We start from the raw sequence: 23,777 nt of genomic DNA, 5'->3' as shown, positions 1-23,777 counted from the left end.
GTTCAAAGAGTTTCATTTTTGCATGGCATTCACCGGCATCCGCCCCTCTCCTGCGACGCTCCGGTTATGATATAGTGACCTTTTCAAACGGGAAATGATCGAAGGGAGAATCGCGAGTGTTCGATTCGATTAAGAAAGTCCTCTCAGGTGAGGTCGCGAGGAGTGTGTCTGCGATGGGGAAGAAGACCATTCCTCCTGACGCGCTTCATATTGCGGTGTGCGTGCTTTTGCTTGAGGTGGCTCATGCAGATGACTCATTTTCCGAAGCAGACCACACTCAGATCATGCGGTTCTTTGAAGAGGGGGCCCGCCTATCTCCAGAAGCCACGCGGGATCTGCTTTTGCTTGCAGAGCAGACTCGGCAAAAGGCCGTTGAGCTTTGGCAATATACACATCTCATCGCTGAGAACTTCTCACTGGAAGAGAAGCTCAACCTGGTCGAGGCCATGTGGAAGATTATCTACATTGACGGAAAGCTTGATATGCGGGAGGACTACTTGATCCATAAACTCTCGACACTCCTCGGCTTGCGGCACAGTGAACTCATTGAGATCAAGCTGCGGGTTCTTCGACAGAATGCAAACCCCGAACCGCCCCTCCTGCCCGACACCCCCTGAAACCGACATCATCGCGACCCCTCCGGTCGTTGAGGATGTGCCTATCGGCGCCGACCTCAGCCAAACTCTCCTGACATTCCACGCTGGTTCGAGACGCAATGCCTGAGTAGTCGAAAGGTAGTTTTCAAAGAGTTGAAGTGATGTCCCGCCCCCTCTGCAGAGGGGAAAATACTTGCTCGAACCCCAGGTCCCTCGAGGTTCGAGGTACTTCGGGTGAAGCTAAGTGTCTATTGATCAGAGCAGATGCGCTTCAATCCTATTTTAATTGTCGATTTAAATCAGGCAGTATGGTATAAGCGGGAGAATTTCAAACTAGATCGGACTATACACTAACTTAAAAGGGAGTGAAACTCTGTGGCTATGAATACCAAAAGACTGCTTACTGTGGCAAGAAGAATTGAGGCATTAGAAGGCCAACTCGCGAATCTAGAGAACGAGGCCCGGCAGATTGTTGCCGGTCAGGTGACGACTCCCCTTCGAAAGGGACGAAGGATGTCCAAGGCAGCCCGTAGAAAGATTTCAGAAGCGATGAGAAAGCGCTGGGCTGCAATCAAGAAAAGAGCTTAGTTGGATTTGGAAGTGGGATGAGGAAGGACATCGTCAACCTCCAGGGCGATTGAGGCGCCCGGGAGGGAAAGTTGGTGGAGGCGGCGGGAGTCGAACCCGCGTCCGAAAATGATCCGCTTCAAGAGCCTACATGCTTAGCGCATTCATTTCTCCCGCGACGGCCTGCGCCGCCGCCGGAAAATGTCACCCGCCTTCTCATGAATGCGCAAGAGCAAAGGCCGGCCAGCCCTGAGTTTTCGTTTCCAGGCGCGGGCGTTCCCGGAACTTATCCCGCAAAGTCGACGCTCCGTCCCCGAGCGCGGGCTCACGGGGGGGAGCGCGCTACTTAATTAATTAAGCAGCGAGGGCCAATTCAGTGTTGGCAGTTGATTGTTTGTCACGTGTTTAACGAGGGACGCGACCACCTCGGCATGCCTCTCGAGTTTCACGATTCCCGTCGAAACCGTTTCGCCCCCATCCTGTGTTGGATGTCTTCACCGGCTGCAATGCCGATCTGGAAAAGCAACGACCTTGCTTCACCGCACTGCCTGCCGGATTCATGAGAACATCGACATGATTAGATTAGCATTTGGGGAGTGGGGAGTCAAGGAAGGGGAGAACTCCAATTGACAGTGGTCAGAAGGCTAAGCTATAGTGCCTCTTGCTTCTCCGCGTGCAGGAGTGGCGGAACTGGCAGACGCACCAGACTCAAAATCTGGCGGATCTTTGATCCTTGAGGGTTCAATTCCCTCCTCCTGCACCATGGAAATCTAGAACGCTTCCCCACCTACTCCGGCAACGACCCCTCTCTTGTCTGTCGGTCCTCAGAGGGGTATAATCCCCTTGAGTTTTGGCTTTGTGTTTGAAGGGTCCCATCCCCCCGGTTCGGCTGGCATTGTGAACGAGCGTGATTCCCCATGCGCCAACTCCACACAACTCAAAAATCTCTTGCCATCTCACGGATCAGTGTCGCATCGGGAGGGTCCCCGAGAGCGAAAGCCAATGGGACGGGTGCGGGAATGGAGGTAGCAGGACGCTCTTCCGGCATGGACATTTTGACCCGCCGCGGATTAGGCCGCGACGGGGGCGTGGTTTGTAGCATCTTTGTTTCGTTTCGTTCCGCTGTTTCTGTAACACATTGGAATAAAATACGTTAGGGGCACTCCAATGTGCGCCATATAATTATATTGTCATTTACCCATATCCCGCTATACTCATGTATGCGAAATGTCCGCTTTGAGTGGGATGACGATAAGGATAAGGAGAACCAAACAAAGCATGGGGTTTCATTTACGTTGGCCCAACGAGCGTTTCTTGATCCGAACCGTGTAATTGCCGAAGACTTGAGTCACAGCGCGACAGAGGCGAGATACTACTGCATGGGATTGGTCGATGCCGGGATCTTGACGGTCCGGTTCACCTTTCGTCATAACGTGGTTCGCATTATCGGGGCGGGCTATTGGAGAAGAGGGAGAAAGATCTATGAAAAACAGAATTCGCTACAGTGATGAACCGCTGGGGAAGTTGAGGGTCATTGATGATTTCCTGCCCTCCCCAGAGCAGTTGGTTCTCCGTGAAGACAAGGTCAAAATCACAATTGCTCTAAGCCGATCCAGCATTCAGTTTTTCAAACAAGTAGCTAAGGAAAATAAGACACAGTACCAGAAGATGATTCGAGGCGTCCTCGACTACTATGCCTCACGTTTCAACAAGGCCGCTGACTCGCGCGTGCACCCGACCGGCGCGAAAAGCAAAAGCGCGCCGGGCGGGTGACGCGCTAGGCGTTAGGCCGATGAATTGACACTGCCCTCAACAGCACGTATCCTCCAGGCAGATATTCCCGAACGATGGAGGTCTCGATGATCATTAAGGTCGTAATCCGGCAGGGAGAAGATGGCTATGTTGTGGCCACCTGCCCCTCGCTGAAGAGCTGCTGGTCTCAAGGAAAGAACAGGGAAGAAGCGCTCCAGAACATTCGAGAGGCGATTGCCCTGTATTTAGAGCCTCAGCCGAACGATTTGACCCAAGACAAGTCGCAGGAAGTTGTGGAACTATCGCTATGAAGTTGCCACTGCTTTCGGGTCGTGCCGTGGTGGCCGCCTTAAAGCGTCTTGGTTTTCAGGATGTTCATCACAAAGGCAGTCACGTCAAGATGGAACATCCGGATGGCAGAAGGATCGTCTTTCCGTATCACGATGAAATTGATCGGTATACCCTCAAGGGCGCACTAAGGGATGCCGAGGTGGACCCCGCAGAATTCCTCAAACAGGTGAAATGACAGTTCGACGGCCTAACCCGCGCGTGCACCCGGCCGGCGCTAGGAGCAAGAGCGCACCGTCGGGTGACGCACTGCTCGCTCGCTAGCCCGCTCATCCCAGTCGTATGTCAACGAATTCTGGTCGAGTCCATCAAACAGAAAAGGGAAAATGCCTATCAGCAAATGCCTTGTCCCCTCCAATCGTATACTGTCAACCGGTCATGTGCCTCACGGAGAGGCACACACAAATCTAACAAGGGGAATACCAAATGAAGCACAACGTTATGTTAACCATCGCGTCTCTGCTCTCGATCCTCTTCGGCACGTTTCACCTGGCAGACGACATCGCCCGCGGAATGTCACCGGGAGGGCTTCCAAACCTCTTTGCGGTGGTCATCTGCGTCGTCTGGTTGTACGGAACGCTCGTGCTCGCCGAACGGCGATCGGGGTATGTCATCATCCTCCTCGCGTCGCTCCTGTTGATGGGCGTCCCCGTCATCCACATGAGAGGGGCGGGAGTCGGCTTCGGGACTACCCGCAGCGGGGGTTTCTTCTTCATCTGGACACTCCTTGCGCTCGGCGTGACCGCGCTCTTCTCCGTCATCCTCTCGGTGCGCGGACTATGGAGCCTGCGACGGGGCCAGTCCCGATAGTCCAACAACCCGAACCCAGAAAGGCCCTTCGCACGGCGGAGGTGATCGGCGCGGATCAGGTTCTGCCGGCGACCGCCGCGCCCAGTTCTATTCAAGGCGAAGTGCGGGCTAACATGCGCTCGAAGCGGTCGGGCTGGCGCGGCCACTTCTGGCGGAACTGTCTTTCTTGACTGTGGCCGCCCCAGCCCGCTGCATAAGCGCAATCCGTTAGGGGCACTCTCCACCGAAAGTCGTACCACGGCTGCCCCTTGCTCTTTGTTACCATTAATGATACGTTTAACTGTACCTCCGGAGGTGATATAAATGAGCAAGGTGCCACATATTATCCCGATCACCGATCTACGCCAGGATGCCGCGAGTGTGCTCAAGCGTGTCCGCGAATCCAAGCAGCCCATCTTCGTTACGCAGCGGGGTCGGGCCGCGGCGGTGATCCAGAGTCCGGAGGCCTACGAGCGGGGCGAGCAGGACCGGGAACTGCTTCGTATTTTGGCGCGGGGAGACAAGGAAATTGCGGCTGGAGAAGGACACGACCTCGAATCGGTCCTTGCGGAGGCCGACGCGCTCCTCCAGGAAGATTGACCGGTGAAGGTTTTTTTCACACCGACAGCCCGGGCCCAGTTTCTTGCGGCGCTCGAGTTCATACGCCGGGACAGTCCATCCGCCGCGCGGCGTTTTCGCCGCCGGGCGGAGACTCTCCTGAGGCGGCTGGTGAAGTTCCCCCATTCCGGTAGAGTCATTCCCGAGTTCCCTGATTTGCCACAACGGGAGGTTATTGTGTCACCCTATCGTTTCTTTTATCGTACGGTGAGGAGCACGGTTTGGATTGTTGCGGTTTGGCACAGCGCCCAGCTTCCAGATAAGTCAAACAAGACTGGAGGCCCCTAACCCGCGCGTGGACCCGGTCGGCGCAAAGTGCGAGAGCGCACCGGGAGGGTTGACGCGCTATCCGTTATGCAGACCTGAGGAAGCGGCCCGATATGGCGGGCTCTCACAAGGAGGAGCGCATGTGGCCATTCACAAGAAGGCAATCCGTTGAAGAACTGGTTCGCGATTTGATGTACACCTCACCCGGGGTCGATCGTTTGAAGCGCGAGGTGGATGCGTTCGAGAACGCGAACCCCATGGTCGGCGCACTGGGGAATGCATTTGGCGTGATCAGCGCTGGCGGACGAAATCCTGCGCTGCACGCGAAGCTTGCGGAGTTGAATCGCCGGAAGGCAAGACTCGCGACGGCCGAGCGGAAACAGCAGAAACGCCGAACACAGGCTGCCGGGAGATTGGCTGCGCTTGCAGAGCGAGATCCGTCTGAGAAGGTGCGCTACGCAGCAAGAGAGGCTCTGGATCAAGCAACCAAGACAAAGAAGTGACGAGCCCCGCAAGGGCCGAGTCACATCCTCGGTGCGGAGCACGGCCGCCGAACAATCGGATCAAGCTGACAAGGCCGGCGCAAGCGATGGAGCTTCGCGGCTTTCCGCGCTGTTTGGAGGGTGGAAAACAGATGATTTTGACAAGCAAGGCTCCTTAAAATATCCCCTCTTTATCCTCTCGAAATAGTAGTGCTAGATTGGTGTCAGTTTTGGTCTTAGTTGGTTTTGTATTTCCGTGTGCTACCCTGCGTGCCAGCGCATCAGAGCAGCTCGCGGATGCACTTGTAAATATTGGGGATTTCAGCGTTATGCGTTTTGGTGCGCGAGCGTGCAGAGGGCAAATTTTAGACTCAATATCTGGCGAATCTGTGATCCTTGAGGGTTCAATTCCCACCTCCTGCACCAAACAACGTTCTGGCATCCTCCCCGACGGAAATTCCTTCCGTAGATGGTCGTGGTCCTCTCTCGCCACTGCCCGTTGATCTCGAATATTGATCTCACATCCGTATTTTAAGATGGCCATTTGAGATTGAACACAGCCCGCTCTGGAGATTCCAGCCCAGTGAAAATCACTCCTCCTGCTCAAAAATACATCCACGGGTTCTACGTGAGGGTGTAGAATAACGTTTTTCGAAAACGGCACTTTTTTCATATTTTGGTCAGGACGGTCCATGAAACCAGGGTTGATGGTTAGAAACGGCCTGAAGCAATTAGTTCATGGCTTCCAACGGCCATTCATGATGATGTTTGAGACGACCTTGCACTGCAATATGGCGTGCGAGTATTGCACCGTGTGGTCGAACGACCGCAACGAAAAGGTCATGACGAAGGAACAAGCCTTTCGTCGCATCGATGAGGCCATCGACCTGGGTATCTTCGCATTGAGTTTTTCGGGTGGGGAGCCGCTGCTCAACCCCAATACCGCGGACTATATTGTCTACGGAGCCGATAGGGGATTGTTCGTTTCGATGCCCACGAACGGGTTGGCGCTGAAGAAATACGCCTCAGCGCTTCAGCGGCTGGACCTTCTGGAGGTGTCCATCGACACTCTGGACGCGAAGAAATTTGCCAAGCGCCGCGGTCTGGACTCGCTCGAGAACATCATTGAACAACTCGACTTTCTGATTGCCCATCACCGTCCCCGAGACATCCAATTGAACGCGGCGGTGAATTTGGAAAATCTCGACGACCTTCCGGCCCTGGCCACCTTTGCGGATGATCGTGGAATTCACCTCCACACGGAGGCCGTCCACAACGTCATGCGCTATGGGTTGATGGAAGGCGATGGCGAAATGACTCCCGATGAGATCCGGAAAGTGGAAATGTTCCTGCACCAATTGAAGCGGGAGCACAAGTCGGTTCGCTATTATTCTTACTATTACAAATTCTACCGCGACGGCGGATTCAGCAGAAAGTTCGCCTGTCGCTCCGCCTCTCATCTGATCAACCTCAAACCGGACGGCACGGTCCAGTTCCCATGCGCGTTCGTGATGAAACATCGCGGCAATGCGGACATGACGCTGCAGGAGATTTTCAAGACACCCGAGGTTCGTTCACTCATCGATCAGGAAACCCGGGGGATGTGGGATTTTTGCAAGGGCTGCAAGATCGGTTGTCCCTTTGAAGTCTCTTTGTATACGCACCCGCTGCTGGCCATTCAGGGGACTTCGGATTTCTGGGTGGATCGTTAGCGGGTCGAACGACCCGTCTCGTTTTGTGTAACGACAAGTCTCGTTGCCCGACTAAACTCGCCAGATTGGCTCATTCCCTTCAATATTTTCCATTTCACCGGTAAATTAATGCAAACGTCTTTGAATATGATGCAAGACCGCGCATGATTCAACGTAGGGGCGCATAGTCCGCCACGGCGGACGCCCCTACCGTGAGGATTCTCCAAATACCCCATGTAACTCTATTTTAAATGTTTGTATTAGTTCGCAGTCGCTAATGAACCACCTCGCCGGGAGCCTATGGAGCAGAAAACGATTCTCATCCTGACGATTCAATTCGGCGCCGGGCATCGTCGGGTTGCAGAGGCCGTGGCAAAGACCTGCGAAAAGAATTTTCCCCAGTGGAAGGCTACGGTGGTGGATGTGACCCCGTGCATGCCATATTGGATCCGCTGGATCTACGTGGATTTGTACCTCCTGGTCTTGAAGTATGTTCCTTCCCTGTGGCGATGGATTGAAGGAGTTCAGAGAAAACAATCGCACACCTTTCCTCCGCGATTGCTCGAATCAACGGCCGATCGGCTCCACTGCCAAATCAAGGGATGGAACATTAAGGCGATCATCACTTCGGAAGTCGGCGTCAATGAGATTGCTTCGATTTTGAAGGGCCGATATTTTCCCGATACTCCGCTGATGGCAGTTCTTACCGACTATGATGCCGATCGGGCCTGGATCCGGAATGAAGTGGACGTTTACTGCGCCGGGTCCGATGAGGTTCGCACCGAACTTTCGGCCTTGGGTGCTCCCGCCGAGAAGATAAGAGTGACCGGCATCCCTGTCGACGAACAATTCTTCGCGCCGTCTCCGCAGCGAGCGGGCATGCAAGAAGAGACGGGCCGCCCCGCCAGGCTGAAAATCCTTTTGGCGGGGGGCGGCGAAGGACTCCTTAAGGTCAACGATCTCCTGAGAGCATTGGATGAGATCGGGAGTCCAGTCGAGGTGACCGTGCTCGTGGGGAGGAATCAGAAGCTCGAGCGTACTTTAGAAAGAATTACCTCACTCAAGAACATTCAGCTGATCATTCAAGGTTGGACCCAGGAGATGCCACGGCTCTTTCATTCACACGATCTCCTGATTTCGAAGCCGGGGGGAGTGACCGTGACCGAGGCGATGGCGGCGGGTTTACCTTTATTGGCTGCTCTCCCGTTGCCCGGTTCCGAAGTCAGGCATTGTGAGTTGGTCGAGCAATGGGGAGTCGGGCTGGCGGCCCCCACGCTGGAATCATTTCCGATCCAGGCCACTCGACTCGTCAGGGATCAAGCCCTTCGGAGGAGTCTCCGTGAAAGGGCGCGTCGTATTTTCCTCGACCAGCATGTCACTTCGATTGCAGAGGTCCTGCGCGAATTTGTCGGATCTGCACCTTCGCCCTGCAAACAACTGCAGATTGAGTTTGACGAATGGGCGGCGGCGGGCCGCGGGGAGGAGATGGAAGACCATCACAATCAAATCGCCCAGGGTACAATTGATCGAATGCAACTGGCTCCCGGTGACCGGGTGTTGGATCTTGGATGTGGGATTGGTTGGGCCTCCCGGCGCATGGCAAAGATGGCTCCGCAGGGCGCAGTCGTCGGAATCGATATCTCCAGTGGCATGATCCAGCGGGCGACGAATCATCCGGCCAATCCAGAGCATTTAAATTTTCTGGTGGCCAGTGCCGAAGCCCTACCGGTTCGGGACGGCGAGTTTGACAAGGCCTTCTCTTGCGAGGCGCTTTATTACTCTCCCGATCCAGGGCTTGCCGTTCGAGAGATCTTCCGGGTCCTGAGGGCAGGAGGGAAGTTTTTTTGCGTCGTGAACTTGTTCCTGGAAAATCCGTATACCCACATGTGGGTGAAGCTATTGAAAGTGAAAGCTCATTTGTTGGGAAGGGCCGAGTACGAACGGATGTTTCACGACGCGGGATTTGAAGAAACCGAGACGATTTTGGTCCCTGATTCGACCCCGGTGAATGAAGCTGAATTCAAGCCGGGGTGGGGTTTGAACACGCCGGAGGACCTTAAACAGTACCGGGCGATCGGGGCGTTGCTGATTACGGGCAAAAGACGTCGTTAGCCGCAAGAGAACTCGTTGCGCGAAAGCCCCCTTCGGATGCATCCAACCCGGAGCGCGCATCTCAAGGATTTACGGGCACGACAAAGTTTGGTATAAAGACAATCTCAAGCGGAACATTCATCAGGGGATGATCGCCAAGGAGAGAGCATGAAGGAAAAGGCAGCCACCGTGAGCAAGGAGCTGGAGCTAAAGAAGAAGACCGGCTGGATGGAGTCGATTTGGGAGAATATCAAATCGTTGGCGATGGTGCTTGCCGCTGTCCTGTTGATCCGGGCAGTTGTGGTTGAGGCCACGGTGGTACCCACCGGCTCCATGCAGAATACGATCCTGATCGGGGATCATCTTTTCCTGGATAAAATTTTGTACGGTCCGCAGATCCCGTTTACGGATGTCCACCTGCCGGCGATCAAGCACTATAAGCGTGGTGATGTCATCGCGTTCCGCTACCCCGTGGACCCCAACATTGTATTCGTCAAAAGGCTTATTGGGATGCCGGGCGATACCATCCAGGTAAAACAAAAGCAATTATTTGTAAACGGGAACCTGGTCCAGGAGCCATGCGTCATTCACCGGGACTCTCAGATTTACCCTGACAGCGAATGGATTCCCCGTGAAGCTCGAATTCGCGACAACTTTGGCCCGGTGACAGTCCCGGCTGATCATTACTTTGCCATGGGTGATAACCGCGATGAGTCCCTGGATAGCCGCTACTGGGGATTTGTTCCAAAAGAAAACATGGTGGGTGAACCGATCTTTGTCTACTGGTCCTTCGATGCCCCGACCGACGTCTGGACGGCAACCGATATTTCAGATCGGATCGGGGGGGATGTGGACATTCTGGTGCACTTCTTCACTCGCACACGCTGGTCCCGTATGGGGAAGATCGTCTCCGCAGGCTGCGGGGAACGGAACTAAGTTGACCGCCGGCTCCTTCATTGGGAACTGTGCGGTTCGCGAGATCCGGCGCCTGCAAAGTCCCAATTTTCGGCTTTAAGCCCCGCCCTGACCTCCCGCCCCGCGAACAATGGCCTCCTTTTGACCCGTCGGGCACACATCCAGCAGCGGACATATCAAACACTTGGGTTTCCTCGCCTGGCAAATCCTGCGCCCATGCCAGATCAATTGATGTGAAAAAGCGATCCAGCGATCACGCGGAATGATCTTCATTAAATCCCGCTCGATCTTCTTGGGATCCTTTTGCCGTGTCAGCCCCAGGCGCCCCGAGAGTCGACCCACATGAGTGTCCACGACCACGCCACAGGCGATCCCGTAAGCCGTCCCCAAGACCACATTGGCAGTCTTCCGGGCCACTCCCGGCAGGGTTAACAACTCCTCCATCGTTTTGGGCACTGTACCGTTGAATTGGTCAAGGAGGATCCTGGATGCAGCGCGGATGTTTTTCGCCTTGTTACGGAAAAATCCGGTCGATCGGATTTCTCTTTCGAGACTGGACTGACGAACGCGGGCAAAATCGACTGGAGTGCGGTACCTCTTGAACAGGGTTTCCGTGACCATGTTCACACGCTCATCGGTGCATTGGGCAGAAAGGATTGTTGCCACGAGCAACTGGAAGGGGTTCCGGTGCAACAAGGCGCATTCCGGCGCCGGATAGTGTTGGTCGAGCCGTTTGAGGATGACCTCGACTCGTTCCTTCTTTTCCATATTCATCCTTCCGGCTGGTTCACTCATACGCCGGAATCCCAGTGATCCTCTGACCGATGATGAGGGTATGGATGTCGTGTGTGCCTTCGTACGTGTAAACGGATTCCAGGTTTGCCATGTGACGGAAGATTGGATACTCATCCGCAATCCCCTGGGCGCCCAGAATCTCGCGGGCGCGCCGGGCACATTCCAATGCCATCCAGACATTGTTTCTTTTGGCCATGGAGACATGGGCGAAGTCGGCGCGACCCCGGTCCTTCAGCCGTCCCAGTTGAAGCGCCAGCAATTGGCCCTTTGTGATTTCCGAGATCATCCACACCAATTTCTCCTGGACGAGTTGATGGCTGGCAATGGGTTTGTCGGCAAACTGTTTCCGGCCCAGGGCGTACCGCAGCGCCGTGTCATAGCAATCCATCGCTGCCCCGAGGGCTCCCCAGGCAATTCCATAACGCGCGGCGGAGAGACACGAGAGCGGGGCCTTCAGGCCTCGGGCGTGAGGCAGGCGGTTTTCGGCCGGAATCCGGCAGTCTTGTAATAACAAGCCGCTGGTCACACTCGCGCGCAGCGAGAATTTCCCGTGAATGTCGTAAGCTGAGAAGCCGGGGCGATTCTTTTCCACAAGGAATCCGGAGATTTCGTCTTCTTCATCATCGACTTTAGCCCAGACCAGGGCCACGTCGGCAATGCTGCCGCTCGTGATCCACAGCTTCTCTCCGTTCAGAACATAACCATCGCCGTTCTTTCTCGCCCGGGTACGCATGCCGGAGGGGTTCGAACCGAAATCCGGTTCAGTCAGACCGAAGCACCCGATGGCCTGTCCGGACTGCAATCGGGGAAGCCAGTGGGATTTCTGCTCCTGGCTTCCATAAGTGTAGATAGGGAACATGACCAAAGCGCCCTGCACACTGACAAAGCTTCTCAGCCCGCTATCACCGCGTTCCAGTTCCTGCATGATCAGCCCATACTGCACGTTCGACATCCCGGCGCATCCATAACCTTCCAAATTGGCCCCGAAGAACCCGAGGTCCGCCATCTTCTTGACCAGCTCCACGGGGAAGGTGGCATTGCGGTTATGTTCGGTGATGATCGGCAGCAGTTCGTTATCCACAAACTCACGCACCGTCTTGCGGACCAACAGCTCATCATCTGAAAAAAGAGAATCAATCTCCAGGTAATCGACACCTTTGAATGGCGACATCGGTGCGCTCCTCTATAAGACGTGCATCTTTGCGATTCGAAAACGACTCAAAGCGAGGACAGAGTGTAGACTCAGCGGACCAAAATTTCAACTGAACGGGTCAACCCGGCGGGTCGGTCGAAGAACGCGACGCCTATGATATAATAGCGCCTTTTTGCAGGGACCAAGTCGGGCAGGGAAGGGAGGATGCTTTTGAGGACTGGCATCAAATTGACCGCGGCAATCGCGCTGTGGATAGGGATGGGGACTCTTCTATTCCCCGGGATTGATGAAATGGATTGGGCTCCCTTCTCTCAAGCGCGCGGGGTTCGTCCGGACCCCGTGCATGTGCAGGGTGTCGTCGACGATCATCGTGTTGTTCTTGGACGACCCTTTGTGGTCCGCCTGCACGTGATAGTCGAAAATGGCTACCACATCAATTCCAACCGGCCCCGGGACAAATTTCTGATTCCGACCCAGGTGATTCTCAAGAACACCCCGGAGTTCACCTTCCTGCCCGCAAAGTTCCCTCCCGCTTTGGACCGCAAATTGGAATTTTCAGAAGAGAAAGTCCTTGTTTTCGAGGGGGAGGTGCAGTTCGAAGTACCGGCCCGGAGCAAGGGAGGAGCGTCGACGGGCCACCGGACCATTTCAGGAAGCCTGAGGTATCAGGCCTGTGACGAAAGGACCTGCTATCCGCCGAGGACAATCCCCTTTGACGTTCCAGTCGAAGTCGTCAAATGAGCCCGAACCACCCGTTGGCCCACGCGACTCGCAGAGGGTCGTGGGCTGCGCTCGAAGCGGTCCGCCCCTAAAATTTTTCCGCCACAGCTTTTGATTGCAGGAACAGCAAGAGGTAGTCTCGTCCTCCCGCCTTGGAATCCGTTCCACTCATGTTGAAGCCGCCAAACGGATGGACGTCCACGAGTGCCCCCGTGCATTTACGGTTGATATAGAGATTCCCCACGTGGAATTCCGTCCGGGCGAATTCAATGTGCGAGCGATCCCGTGAATAGAGGGCCCCGGTCAGCCCGTACTCCGTGTTATTGGCGGTCTCGATGGCTTGCATAAAATCGCTGGCACGCAGCGCCGCAAGCACGGGCCCAAATATCTCTTCGCACGAGATTCGCGCCTTCGGATCGACTTCCCCGAAAATAGTGGGTTGAACAAAGAACCCGTTTCCCGCCTTGTCGTCTTTGCCGCCGCCGGACAGGAGCTTTCCCTCCTTCTTCCCGATTTCGATGTAATTCAGAATGGATTCATAGGCTGACTTGCTGACGACCGGGCCCATGTAGTTCTTCTGATCCCGGGTGGGCCCCACCGTGATCTTCCGGGTGCGTCCAATGATCATCTCCATCGTCTTGTCATATACCTTGTCCTCAATCACAACCCGGGAGCAGGCGGAGCATTTTTGGCCTTGGAAGCCAAATGAAGACGCCACCACTCCTTCAGCCGCCGCCTCGAGATCAGCGGTCGCATCGACTACAATGGTGTCTTTGCCACCCATTTCTGCAACCACTCGTTTGACCCACTTCTGTCCTGGTGAAGTCTTTGCGGCCAGTTCGTTAATACGCAGGCCCACGGCCTTTGAACCCGTGAATGAAATGAACCGCGTGCGTGGATGCGACACCAGGAAATCGCCGATCTGCCCGCCGCTTCCCGGCAGGAAATTGAGAACCCCCGCAGGCAGCGAAACACTTTCCATGAGTTCAGCAAACTTGTACGCGATGAGAGGGGATTCACTGGAGGGCTTAAGCACCACGCAATTTCCGGCGACGATCGCCGCCGCGGTCATCCCGACAGTAATGGCCAGGGGGAAGTTCCAGGGCGGAACCACCACGCCCACCCCAAGGGGAATATAGAAGGCATCATTGTGCTCGTCCGGGACGGGAGAGGGGGTCAACGGTTGCGGCAGACCGTACCGGAGGGCTTCGCGGGCATAAAACTCCAGGAAGTCGATGGCCTCACTGACATCGGCATCCGCCTCAAACCAGCTTTTTCCGACCTCAAAGACCATCCATGACATGAACTCCATCTTGCGCCGACGCATTTCAGCCGCCGCGGCAAACAAGTAATTGGCGCGCCGCCGGGCGGGCAATCGGGACCAGTCGTGAAAGGCCTTCCAGCCGGCATCAATGGCTTTTTCCGCGAAAGCCTGGTTCGCACGGTGAAACGAGCCCAACACCTGATCCTGCTGGGAAGGATTGATCGTTGGCAGCAAGTCTCCCGTCTCGAATCGTTCTCCACCGATAATCAGAGGATATTTTTGACAGAACTGCCGTTCCACCTTCGACAAGGCAGTTTCCATGGCAGCAACATTCTTCGCGTCTGTGAAGTCGACCAAAGGTTGATTCTTAAAGGGATGAAACATAAGGGAGTCCTTTCAAGAGAGGGTATGATTGCAGACAGTCCGGCATGGGTGAAGGGCAGTCGTGCATCGCTCGATTCCCGGGAAGACCCGAACGCGCCAAGACAAGGTAAGTATCCTATGCGATTTTGGCCGGATTGCCAAGCGGCCCGGGGAAGAACTGGACGTTCCAAAATCCAGCTGAACGGTGTAGACTGAAGTCTCTCAGAATTCCGAGATGGAAGCCGCGGGTTACCCGGATTCATGAGGTCGGGATTCATGCTCACCTCCTGGCCTGAAATCACGCATTGCCCATATCAGTCTCATTTGAAAAATGCGCGGTCGTTGCGCTCGATGTGCTTTTCAGCCTGCCTTGTCGGGGATTGGAATTCAGATCCGTCGGGGATGAGCACAGACGGGTGAGGACGAGCGGAAATTAAGGAGGAGAGTCGATGGATCTCGCGAAGTTACTTCCCATCCTGACGGGATCAATTGCTGTTTTATCCGCTGCGGTGGGTGTCGCGATCTACGTGACAAAATTGCGGTGTGAAATCAGTCAATCCCACCTTGAGAACGAACTCAAGAACCTCCAGGGGCAGCACTCCGCTTTGGAGACCAAACATCGGGCCTTGCTGAGTGCGGGGAGCATTGTTTTCACTCGGAAGAGCGAGATCGACGCCCAGCTCGTCACGATTGCCGATGCCATCGAAGCGACGGGAAGCTCGATTCTGGTGCCTTCCCCCTCCATCACGCGCGCCGGGGAGCCAAAGGAACTCGTCTTTCTGTCGTTAGAGGGGCAGGGTTCAGAGAATCTCAAACGGTTGCGCGTCTCCTTGGATAGCGTTGCCGGAAGCGTCTTCAAGTCCGCCAAGGCGATCATCACTCATAACCCTCGGGGCGAGGGGGGATTTGCCTCTAAAGCCGACCAGGTGTCCAAGGCGGACACTCTCGAGATGTTGGCTCTCCCGCTCATCTACCACGGACGGTGCCTCGGCGTTGCCGAGTTCCTGAATAAGAGGGGCAGTAAGCAGTTCGATCTGGGAGATCAGCAGGCCGCCGAACGGCTCATCGCCTCCTTGGTATTGAAGGTGGGAAGTTTTCTTGATGACCCGGATAACTTTCGATTGTTGGGAATTACTCCCCGGAGAGATGCCGAGGATGCCGCGGTGCTTTTCTCAGATGTCTCAGGGTCCTCTGAGATGGCAAAGCATCTCGACGCGTCGGTGGTGATTGACTTGATGAATGAATACTTCGAGCTGCTGGGTGACGTGGTTCTGAATCATGGGGGGACGATTGACAAGTTTCTCGGAGACGGGTTGATGGTGACCTTCAATGTTCCAAAACCCGTGGCGGAACCTGGACAGAGGGCGGTGTCTGCAGCCCTCGAAATGCAGAAAAGCTTCGACACCCTGAAGTCGAAGTGGTCCATACTGAAAATCCCCAGGCTGTTTAACCGGATTGGAATTGCCCTCGGCCCCGTGCATCGTGCCGAGATGGGCCACTCCCAGTACCGACACATCACGGTAATGGGAGAAGTCGTCAACACGGCGAGCAACCTGTGCGAATTCGGCAGCCGGGAAAGGAATATCATTTTGGTGGGCGAAGAAATTTGCCAGGCATTGGCTCCGGACCTCGTGGTTGAAGAGTTTAGGCCGGGAATTGTGAGCAAGGCGAAGGGCGGGCTTTCACACGCCTATGAGGTAAGGTCGCTAAGTTAGCCAAGGTCCAGCAAACATTACGGTTCGGGGTCGAACCGGACGCCATTGCTGGGATCTCCTTTTTCGAAGCCGATATGTAAAAATCTTGGCTGGGGCATATTTTCTACCCCTCCTTTCCACCCTTAATACAGTGAAGTCGGAAGTGATCCCGAATCCCGGAGTAGTCACCCGGGAGATCTCAACCGGGAAGGCTTCCCGAAATCAGATTGAATCATGTTTGAGCGACGGATGGATCTATTACGAGAATCTGATTGCGGATCAGCGCCGAAGGCAAATCGGAGGGGTTGTGGAAAACGTGATCGAATATAAGAACGAATACCATGGCCGGTCTTACACCTGCCAGTACAAGATTGAATACCTGCAATTCCGGGGATGCTATACGATGACCTTTGTTCCTGACAGTCTGCAATGGGATGATCAGGAAGCACCACCCCTGGAAATGTGACACCCCCTTTAGAATGCGGGACGCCCGGATTTAGAATCTTTTCAACCTCCCGGCCACTCCAGATTGCGTCTTGTAGTCAAAGAGGTGGGATGAGACGCCTTCCTCGCGCAAAGACTCCTGCCTCGTTTTTCCGCAAATAAGACCCCTTCGTCTGCAACTCACAAGGTGCCTCAGGTCGAATAATCTCCGCCTATCCTGCCACTTCAAAGATCCTCGGAGGGTCCAACACACCGCGTATAGAGGGAAAACGACCCCCGTTGTTATTTCGACAAATTTTGAGGTTATCCTCCAATCAGTACGGAGGGCCCATGGAGAGCATCATTGAGTTTAGAAGCTCGCTCGATGGGCGGTCCTATTCTTGCCAGTACAGGCGAACTTATTCCGAGAACGTTCGTTGTGATACCCTCACAATGGTGCCGGGGAGTCTTAGATGGGAAACTGCATTTGTGGAGGAGAGTCCTCATCCTGATCCAGGAGGGGGGGGCTACGAGCGATCCTCCCACCGTCCTCCCATGCATGCCAGCCGAATGGATTAATCCTGATCAGGCAATTCGGGACGAGGTCCACGGGCGATCCGTGGTCCTCGGCGAGATCCACAGGTTAGAACCTCGGATTGATGGGTGGGAGAACGACCTCGGGCCCCGGGCGGAAACCCGCCTTATATCGGCTTCTCAACCAGTGGTCTAACGCCCAGTGCGGCTTCCATCATTGCTCGTGGAAATTGCTGCATGAGGCGGCGCTTCAGGTGGATGTAGTCCTGGTCTTCGAAGAGCTGGGTCAGGATGGAATGAATAGTCCGAGAAGCGCGAGCGAATTGAATCATGCGCGTCGTGAACTCGCCCCCCCAGAACCGTCCCGTGTAAAAGGTGGGCATCAGTTGGGCGGCCCGTTGGTGATTGAGGCCAAAGTCCTCGCGAACCCTGGCCGGGTACAGATCAGCTTGACCTTCCAGCAATGACTGAACGAGCAGCTCAGCGGATCGAATCGCGAAGTAAATACCTTCCCCTGTGATGGGATCGACCAATCCTGCTGCATCGCCAATGAGTGCCCAGTGTGGGCCCGTTATCTTCAATCGATGCAGAGTCTCGAGTTTCGGCGTAGGGATCAGGGCGGAATAGAAGTAAGCATTTGTGGGGATCCCGCGGCCATAGATTCTCCGGGCAAAGAGGTGAAGGAACGATTTCAATTCATCGGCACTGTGCTCTGAGAGTTTGGAGCATATCCCCAGCGAAAGGTGATCGCTTCTCGGAAATGTCCAGATGTAGCCCTTGAATTGCTTCAGGAATTGAATCCGGATGAAATCTTCGCGAAGGGGGAGGTGGTATCCCATCGCGGAGCTGTAGTCGGCGGTAGTGAAATTATGTCCCAGGTTATCCGCCAGGGAACTCTTCGCCCCGTTCGCAATGATAACAAAGTCGGCTTCAAACGAACCGTGAGGGGTGTGCAAACCCCAGTGGGGGCTTGGCCCGCCGGGGGAGCCGTTCAAGTCCACTTCGGCATCTTTGGCTTCAAGATCTCTAATGTGGGCCGGCACAAGGCGCGCCCCCCTCGACAACGCCCTCTGGAGCATGAGTTCATTGAGCGCCTTGCGTGAGTAAATGTAGAGGGGCGCCTGAAGGGGGAGGTGGATGCTGCGGCCCTCATGGTCAAGAAGTTCGATGCGACGGATCGACTTTTTCTCAATCATCGCATCCAGCAGAAACGGATAGCGCTGTATCCCTTTTGACGTGACCCCGCCGCCGCACGGCTTCTCCCACGCCCCTCCTTTGCGCTCAAAGAGCAGAACCTCATGACCGGCTTCGGCCAGCAGGGATGCTGCCATCGAACCTGCAGGACCGGCTCCCACCACGGCGATTTTCATTTTAGAGATTTGAGCGGCCATCATTCCAACCTGAACCTCCGGCAGATACGAGACGGCTATTTTCAACGGACCCGAAGAGGGCGGCAGGGTGACAGCGCCTTGTCCCCTCCTCAAGGTTCACGGTTTGACTCCCGAGGGTGTGGAAATGGCCCGGGAGGTCGGGTAAGCAAGAGTCAGACCGGGATGCGCTGAAAGCGCCTTCAGGATGGCGCGATTCATGGCGTCACGCATCTTGTTGCGCTCGCGAACCCGCGTGTAATAAACGATTCGAACCTCGACGCCGCTCTCCGCAATTCGCGTATACACTGCAGGCATCGCCGGATTGACGCCGGTTCCCCAGTGCGTGAAGGATTCGTCCTGGGGGACCAGTTCCTTTCCTCCCGGTTCTCCGTCGAAGAACTCGTTCATCACATTTCGAGCCGTTGCCCGCACCAGGTCAACTGCCTGCTGCCAGTCCGTTTCAAAGGTGAACGTCAGCTTAAGCTCGTCGTTGATGAAGGGTTGCGGCTTGGTGTAGTTGAAAAAGTAATTCTTGAACACGAAGCTGTTGGGCACGAAGACACGACGCCCCGTGGGGACGTCATTACTGATCCAGTTGCCGACTTCCTGCACGACGATCCGGAGCACCCCGATGTCGATTACATCCCCCCGTACGCCCGAGACCTCGATGCGGTCACCGATGGTCAGGCCTCGGCGTCCGATGATGAAGAACCATGCCACGAAACTCACGATCACATCCTGCAAGGCAATGGCGACCCCGGCGCCCGTCAGTCCAAGGAATGCGGAGAACGAGCCGAGTTCTCCAAAGATCGTGTAGAGGAAGATGATTGTGACCAGCAGCCGGCCGGAATAGGTGATGAGCTTGTGGATGTAAAAGCGGTCCTGCTCCTCTTTGACGATGCGTCCGGGAATGCGCTTCAGAAGTCGTGCCAGGATCCAAATGAGGAAGGCAAAGATCAGGAAGAACACAATGCGGCGTCCCAGAGCGAGCAGCATCGAATTCCGCTCACTACTGAGTTCCTCCATTGCATCCTCGACCTTGCTCATCTTTTGAGTGGAGGTGCTCAACCTGGATTGAGCGGAGGCCAGCTTCTTCTCGAGTGAATCCCGCCTGGGGTTGCTCTCGCCCGTTGGGATGACGGCCGGGGTCGCCTGGACTCGGGCGGTGAGATCATCAACATCCGACTGAAGCGTTTCGATTTCTGTCTGGAGAATGGACCGCCCCGGCCTGAGCTCGCGAAGCCGTTGCTGGTCCTGGAGGATGCGTTGCAGGATCTCAACGACGGAATTGGACGACGCCACGGACCCGGTGTTGTGGGCGGGGTTGCTTTCGGTCGAAAGGGGAGTGGAACTGGCGGCAAACCCTTTCATTTCGAAAGACACGAGCAGCAGTGCCATGAGGCAAAGGAGTGCTCCCCTCCATTCCCGCTGACGGCGTGCATTCGGCTGAGTTTTCACAAGGCCTCTGTGACTCTGAAATCCTAAGGGCGAATGGAATTATAGGGACGCGATCAGGAAATATAAATCAGAATTTGTATTCGCAAAAGCAAGCGATTCGAACTCGTTCTTCATGGCGCGGCCTGAAGCACTGGAGCGAAGAGCATGCAGAACCCGGGATGAGCGTGCAGGCCGGCTGTCTCTCTTGCAATACCTGTGTTATGATTTCGCCATGACCTTCGAACTCTTTCACATCAGCTTTGGTTTTCGCAAAGCCACGGCAATGGCCTACGATGAAGAACACAAGTATACGCAGTTGTACCTTGATCTCCAGCAGAAGATTCAATCAGGGGAGCGCTGGGTATTGCCGAAGGAACTGCAGCCGGGGATGAAGTTTGAACTGAGCCCGGAAGAGATCACGCAAGCCAAGTCGGCCTGAGCCCAGCTTACGTCCCATCGATCGACTTCTTCCTGAACGGAATTGGATTGAAGGAAAACCCGGGGCACAAAAAAGGGCCACTCAATCGAGCAGCCCGAGGTCTTTTGTGCTCTCCCCGCCAGATCAAAAGATCAGTTTCAATGCCATCTGAATATTCCGCGGACCACCGCCTCCCAGGAAAGGATTTCCTATCCCGACATCAGGGGTGACCGTGATGGGCAAAAACCCAACGCCATGCCCTGTCACCGGATTGATACCGTTGAAGCTGGCGTCAGAGGAAAACCCCGGCAGCAGCGGCGAGCTGAAGTTGGGGTGGTTGAACAAATTGAAGAATTCGGCGCGGAATTGGAGCTTGATCTTCTCACTGAGCGGCGTCATCTTCATGATTGCAAAATCGAAATCCCTGTAGTTCGGCCCCCGAAGAGAGTTCCGGCCCAGCGTACCGAAATGCTGCGTCCCCGGGATGCAGGACGCGGCGCTCCCGTCTCCGGTGGGGTCCAGGCGGCATGGAACCTGGAACGCGGTGAGATTCAAGAAGGCGTCCGGGCCATGGGTCCCGGCGAAGGGGTCGCCAACAAGGTCGGGGCGGGGGAAGAACTCTCCCGTCCCGTTGTAATCATCAAACAGGTTCACGTGGAAAGGGGCCCCCGATTGCAGCGAAAGGGCGCCGCTGACCTGCCAACCGGCCGTTAAACGTTTCCAGCTTTGCGACCACTGTGGAATTTCGTAGGAGAAGGTCCACGAAATGCGGTGTCGGATGTCAAAGTTGGAATTGGCACGTTCGAGGTCCGGGCGGAAACTGTTTTCCGGTTGCGTGGCGTTGGCCACGTAGTCTTGCCCGTCACTGGCATTGTCGATGGAGTGCCCATAAGTCCAGTTCACCGTGGACGTGAAGCCGTGCAAGTTGCGGAAAGCCAGGCTGGTCTGCAGGCTGTTGTAATTGGACGCCGCTGAACTCTCCAGGTTGTTGATATAGAAGAAGGTGCCGCCGGAAGGAGCGAAGGGACCGTTATCAAAGGGCCGTGAGGTAGAAACTGCGGGGTTGGGCGGCTGATTGATGTCCCGGTACCGGAACAGCTTCCGGCCCTGAGATCCCACATAGCCCACTTGCAGAACCACGTTCTTGGCGACCTCCTGTTGGAGATTCAGACTGAAGTTCTGCACGTAGGGTGTGCGCAAGTCGCGCTGCGTGGCGAAGACATCGGAATCCGAGAAACCGGTGAAGACAGGGACGCCGCGCTGCAAGGTGTCAGTCGTGGAGAAAGAGAAAAGAACACCAGAGGGTCCAATAGGATTGTATGCCGCACCCGGATTGAACGTGTTGAAGGGAAGTTGGCCGACAAAGAAGTCCTGCGAGAAGGCGTCGAAGAACAGTCCCCATCCCGCCCTCAATACCGTCTTGCCCTTTCCGGTCAGGTCCCAGGCAATTGAGAGGCGTGGAGCAAAATTATTGAGGTCGCGGTTGTACAACCTGTCGAGGCCGTTCGAGCCGATGGGGACGAGGCCGAGGGTTGGATCAAAATTGCTGAACCGATTCCGCTCTTCTCCGATGACCCCGTAGTAGTCCCACCGCAGGCCATAGTTGAGAGTCAGGTTGCGCCGGACCTGGAAGCCGTCCTGGAAATACCACCCATAAGAGTTCTGGAAGGTCCCCCGCTGCGAATCGCCCCGGGCGCTGCGACCGCCACTCAAATTCCCCTGGAGAAAATCCTGGAGGGATGCGAAATCAAGGCGGCCGCGATAGCCGGCATCAAAAAAGCCGTTCACGAAGGTGCGCCGGAATTCATAGCCCAGTTTGACGTTGTGCTTGGGCACTTTCCAGGAGAAGTTGTCGATGAATTGCCAGTTGGTATCAACGCGGCCCCGGGGCACTGACAGCGTTGAACCAATGGAGGCGATCGAGGATCCAAGCGCGGGATCGTTCCGGATTCGAATAAAGGGCAAACCAAAATCACGGGGATTGGTGGCGCCGGTGTTCAACCCAATAGTGCTTGGGTCGAAGCCGTTGTCTTCGGGGAGGAACTTCTCCACAAACCGGTTGAAACCGAACCGGGCTTCGTTGACCTTGGTGGTGGAGAAGATGTGGATGTACGAAAGTGAGACCAGCTGGACCCGGGTCGGGGTGACCGTATTGAAGCCGGGAAGGACGTTGCCCGCCAGGATGGCCAGAGGAAAACTCTGGTCGCTGTTCCCGTAATAGTATCGCCCGGTCAGCGTATTGGTGGCGTTGAACGTATGATCGAGTTTGGCGATAAAGCTGTCGACGTTATTGAAGGCGCGAGTGGTGATAAAGGCGTTGGGCGACGGATCAAACAGGGGCACCGGCCGGTTGGGCTGAGGCCACGGGTTTCGCGCCAGAATCCCCCGAATGATCGGATTCGTGGCGCCTCCAAGCGCGGCAATTTCCCGGGGGTCCGGCACGCGCGCCACACTATTCAGTCCCACGCGCTCCCGTTGGCCCTCGTAGTTAACAAGCCAAAACGTCTTGTCATGCACGAGGGGGCCGCCCAGGACAAACCCGAACTGGTTGTTCCGGAACGCCGTCTTCGGGTCGGTGTCGGGGTTGAAGAAGTTTCGGGCATCGAGCTTATCGTTTCGGAAGAATTCATACACGCTGCCGTGAATTTGATTGGTCCCGGACTTGGTGACGATGTTAACCACGCTCCCGGCGTTCCGTCCGTATTCCGGCTCGAAATGAGAAAGGACCCCCACTTCAGCGATCGCTTCGATGGGGAGAATAGTGGCGGGAGTGCCGAAGACGCCCGCCTCGTTGATGGCCGGCAGATTCCGATAACCGTCATTCATGTCGGTGCCGTCCAGAAGATAATTGTTGGAACGGCCGCGATTGCCATTGACGCTGAACAAGCCAAAGGATCCGGGCGAATCCGTGGTGCCGTCCGGGGCCCCGCTCGCTCCGGGGACCAGAACGAGGAGTTTATTAAAGTCACGACCGTTGACCGGCAGGCTCTCGGCTTGCTGGCTTTCAATCAACCCCCCCAGGGTGTTATCGGTGGTGTCCACAAGCGGGACCGAGGCCTCCACTTCCATCCTTTGCTCAAGCGAGCCCGGCCGCAAGGTGACATCCACCCGCCGTTCCACCGCCACCTCAACTTTCAGGTTCGTGACAACGGCCCTCTGGAACCCTTTCATTTCGACCGTCAGCTCGTAGGTTCCAATAGGGAGTTCCGCCACGACATAATTTCCCACCGTATCCGTGGCCGTTGTCCGCGTCAGCCCCGTGGCTGAGTTCTTCACCGTGATACCGGCGCCCGGCACCACGGCGCCCGAATTGTCCATCACCGTTCCGAGGATTGTCCCCCGGAAGGTTTGTGCAAAACCAAAGCTCGTCAAACACAGGTATGCCGCGAGACACACCATTACGGCGTAACTCGCACGGAATCTTGAGCCACACATGGTGACCTCCTGTTGCCGGAACGAATGGTTAGTGACTGACGATTTGTAGTCGGTT

The 23,777-nt window shown here is 55.6% G+C and carries 22 protein-coding genes, 1 tRNA gene and 1 other RNA gene; 17 read left to right on the top strand and 7 right to left on the bottom strand.

The genetic code is table 11. The features are described 5' to 3' along the window. The first annotated feature begins 173 nt into the window (after positions 1-173). A complete protein-coding gene (locus LAO21_02305; protein MBZ5551523.1) occupies positions 174-617 on the top strand; it encodes a TerB family tellurite resistance protein in 444 nt (147 codons plus the stop codon). 639 nt (positions 618-1,256) lie between these two features. Here the strand turns inward: LAO21_02305 and ssrA are convergent. Continuing rightward, positions 1,257-1,639, bottom strand: a transfer-messenger RNA (tmRNA) gene (gene ssrA / locus LAO21_02300). A 199-nt stretch (positions 1,640-1,838) separates the two neighbouring features. Here ssrA and LAO21_02295 point away from each other — a divergent pair. The 12 genes from LAO21_02295 (at position 1,839) to lepB (ending at position 10,137) form a co-directional block, all read left to right on the top strand. After that, a tRNA-Leu gene (locus tag LAO21_02295) sits at positions 1,839-1,926 on the top strand. A gap of 457 nt (positions 1,927-2,383) precedes the next feature. Then, positions 2,384-2,671 carry a BrnT family toxin gene (locus LAO21_02290; protein ID MBZ5551522.1) on the top strand — a complete coding sequence of 96 codons (288 nt, stop codon included), beginning with the start codon at positions 2,384-2,386 and terminating at the stop codon, positions 2,669-2,671. After that, complete coding sequence (locus tag LAO21_02285; GenBank protein MBZ5551521.1) at positions 2,646-2,936, top strand: CopG family transcriptional regulator; 291 nt, start codon at positions 2,646-2,648, stop codon at positions 2,934-2,936. Before LAO21_02290 ends, LAO21_02285 begins: the two co-directional genes overlap by 26 nt. An 89-nt stretch (positions 2,937-3,025) precedes the next feature. After that, the gene (locus LAO21_02280) at positions 3,026-3,226 is read left to right on the top strand and encodes a type II toxin-antitoxin system HicB family antitoxin (protein MBZ5551520.1); all 201 of its coding nucleotides are present in this window, start codon (positions 3,026-3,028) and stop codon (positions 3,224-3,226) included. Continuing rightward, positions 3,223-3,441 (top strand): type II toxin-antitoxin system HicA family toxin, encoded by a 219-nt coding sequence (locus LAO21_02275; protein MBZ5551519.1) that lies wholly within the window; start codon positions 3,223-3,225, stop codon positions 3,439-3,441. The genes LAO21_02280 and LAO21_02275 overlap by 4 nt, the downstream gene beginning before the upstream one ends. Before the next feature lie 248 nt (positions 3,442-3,689). Next, entirely contained in the window at positions 3,690-4,073 is a 384-nt protein-coding gene (locus LAO21_02270; GenBank protein MBZ5551518.1) for a hypothetical protein, read from the top strand. Between the two features lie 303 nt (positions 4,074-4,376). Further along, entirely contained in the window at positions 4,377-4,652 is a 276-nt protein-coding gene (locus tag LAO21_02265; GenBank protein MBZ5551517.1) for a type II toxin-antitoxin system Phd/YefM family antitoxin, read from the top strand. Between the two features lie 3 nt (positions 4,653-4,655). Next, positions 4,656-4,958 (top strand): type II toxin-antitoxin system RelE/ParE family toxin, encoded by a 303-nt coding sequence (locus LAO21_02260; protein MBZ5551516.1) that lies wholly within the window; start codon positions 4,656-4,658, stop codon positions 4,956-4,958. 119 nt (positions 4,959-5,077) lie between these two features. Then, positions 5,078-5,440 carry a hypothetical protein gene (locus LAO21_02255; GenBank protein ID MBZ5551515.1) on the top strand — a complete coding sequence of 121 codons (363 nt, stop codon included), beginning with the start codon at positions 5,078-5,080 and terminating at the stop codon, positions 5,438-5,440. Positions 5,441-6,111: 671 nt separating this feature from the next. Further along, entirely contained in the window at positions 6,112-7,131 is a 1,020-nt protein-coding gene (locus LAO21_02250) for a radical SAM protein (protein MBZ5551514.1), read from the top strand. A gap of 279 nt (positions 7,132-7,410) precedes the next feature. After that, positions 7,411-9,222, top strand: coding sequence for a methyltransferase domain-containing protein (locus LAO21_02245; GenBank protein MBZ5551513.1), 1,812 nt, complete (start codon positions 7,411-7,413; stop codon positions 9,220-9,222). Positions 9,223-9,369: 147 nt separating this feature from the next. After that, complete coding sequence (gene lepB, locus LAO21_02240; GenBank protein MBZ5551512.1) at positions 9,370-10,137, top strand: signal peptidase I; 768 nt, start codon at positions 9,370-9,372, stop codon at positions 10,135-10,137. Positions 10,138-10,212: 75 nt separating this feature from the next. Here lepB and nth read toward each other — a convergent pair whose 3' ends face one another. Together nth and LAO21_02230 are read right to left on the bottom strand one after the other, a co-directional pair. Continuing rightward, entirely contained in the window at positions 10,213-10,884 is a 672-nt protein-coding gene (gene nth / locus LAO21_02235) for an endonuclease III (protein MBZ5551511.1), read from the bottom strand. A gap of 19 nt (positions 10,885-10,903) precedes the next feature. After that, positions 10,904-12,082 (bottom strand): acyl-CoA dehydrogenase family protein, encoded by a 1,179-nt coding sequence (locus LAO21_02230; protein ID MBZ5551510.1) that lies wholly within the window; start codon positions 12,080-12,082, stop codon positions 10,904-10,906. 192 nt (positions 12,083-12,274) lie between these two features. On the opposite strand from LAO21_02230, the gene LAO21_02225 reads away from it, so the two are divergent. After that, entirely contained in the window at positions 12,275-12,805 is a 531-nt protein-coding gene (locus LAO21_02225) for a protein-disulfide reductase DsbD N-terminal domain-containing protein (GenBank protein MBZ5551509.1), read from the top strand. 67 nt (positions 12,806-12,872) lie between these two features. Here LAO21_02225 and pruA read toward each other — a convergent pair whose 3' ends face one another. Further along, positions 12,873-14,432 (bottom strand): L-glutamate gamma-semialdehyde dehydrogenase, encoded by a 1,560-nt coding sequence (gene pruA / locus LAO21_02220; protein ID MBZ5551508.1) that lies wholly within the window; start codon positions 14,430-14,432, stop codon positions 12,873-12,875. 428 nt (positions 14,433-14,860) lie between these two features. Here pruA and LAO21_02215 point away from each other — a divergent pair, with 428 nt between their 5' ends. Both LAO21_02215 and LAO21_02210 read left to right on the top strand, forming a co-directional pair. After that, a complete protein-coding gene (locus LAO21_02215) occupies positions 14,861-16,126 on the top strand; it encodes an adenylate/guanylate cyclase domain-containing protein (protein MBZ5551507.1) in 1,266 nt (421 codons plus the stop codon). 217 nt (positions 16,127-16,343) lie between these two features. Beyond that, positions 16,344-16,571, top strand: coding sequence for a hypothetical protein (locus LAO21_02210; GenBank protein MBZ5551506.1), 228 nt, complete (start codon positions 16,344-16,346; stop codon positions 16,569-16,571). A 658-nt stretch (positions 16,572-17,229) separates the two neighbouring features. On the opposite strand, the gene LAO21_02205 is transcribed toward LAO21_02210, so the two are convergent. Further along, positions 17,230-18,432, bottom strand: a complete 1,203-nt coding sequence (locus LAO21_02205; protein MBZ5551505.1) for an NAD(P)/FAD-dependent oxidoreductase — start codon at positions 18,430-18,432, stop codon at positions 17,230-17,232. 117 nt (positions 18,433-18,549) lie between these two features. Beyond that, positions 18,550-19,830, bottom strand: a complete 1,281-nt coding sequence (locus LAO21_02200) for a mechanosensitive ion channel (GenBank protein MBZ5551504.1) — start codon at positions 19,828-19,830, stop codon at positions 18,550-18,552. Positions 19,831-20,101: 271 nt separating this feature from the next. Here LAO21_02200 and LAO21_02195 point away from each other — a divergent pair, with 271 nt between their 5' ends. Then, positions 20,102-20,308, top strand: a complete 207-nt coding sequence (locus LAO21_02195) for a hypothetical protein (protein MBZ5551503.1) — start codon at positions 20,102-20,104, stop codon at positions 20,306-20,308. A gap of 123 nt (positions 20,309-20,431) precedes the next feature. Here the strand turns inward: LAO21_02195 and LAO21_02190 are convergent, their stop codons facing one another. Further along, positions 20,432-23,722 carry a carboxypeptidase regulatory-like domain-containing protein gene (locus tag LAO21_02190; GenBank protein MBZ5551502.1) on the bottom strand — a complete coding sequence of 1,097 codons (3,291 nt, stop codon included), beginning with the start codon at positions 23,720-23,722 and terminating at the stop codon, positions 20,432-20,434. Positions 23,723-23,777 lie beyond the last annotated feature (55 nt).

It is taken from the genome of Terriglobia bacterium (assembly GCA_020073085.1).
Classification (GTDB): Bacteria; Acidobacteriota; Terriglobia; order JAIQFV01; family JAIQFV01; genus JAIQFV01.
The sequence above is the reverse complement of the archived record's forward strand: the minus strand, read 5'-3'. Positions and strand labels throughout refer to the sequence as shown.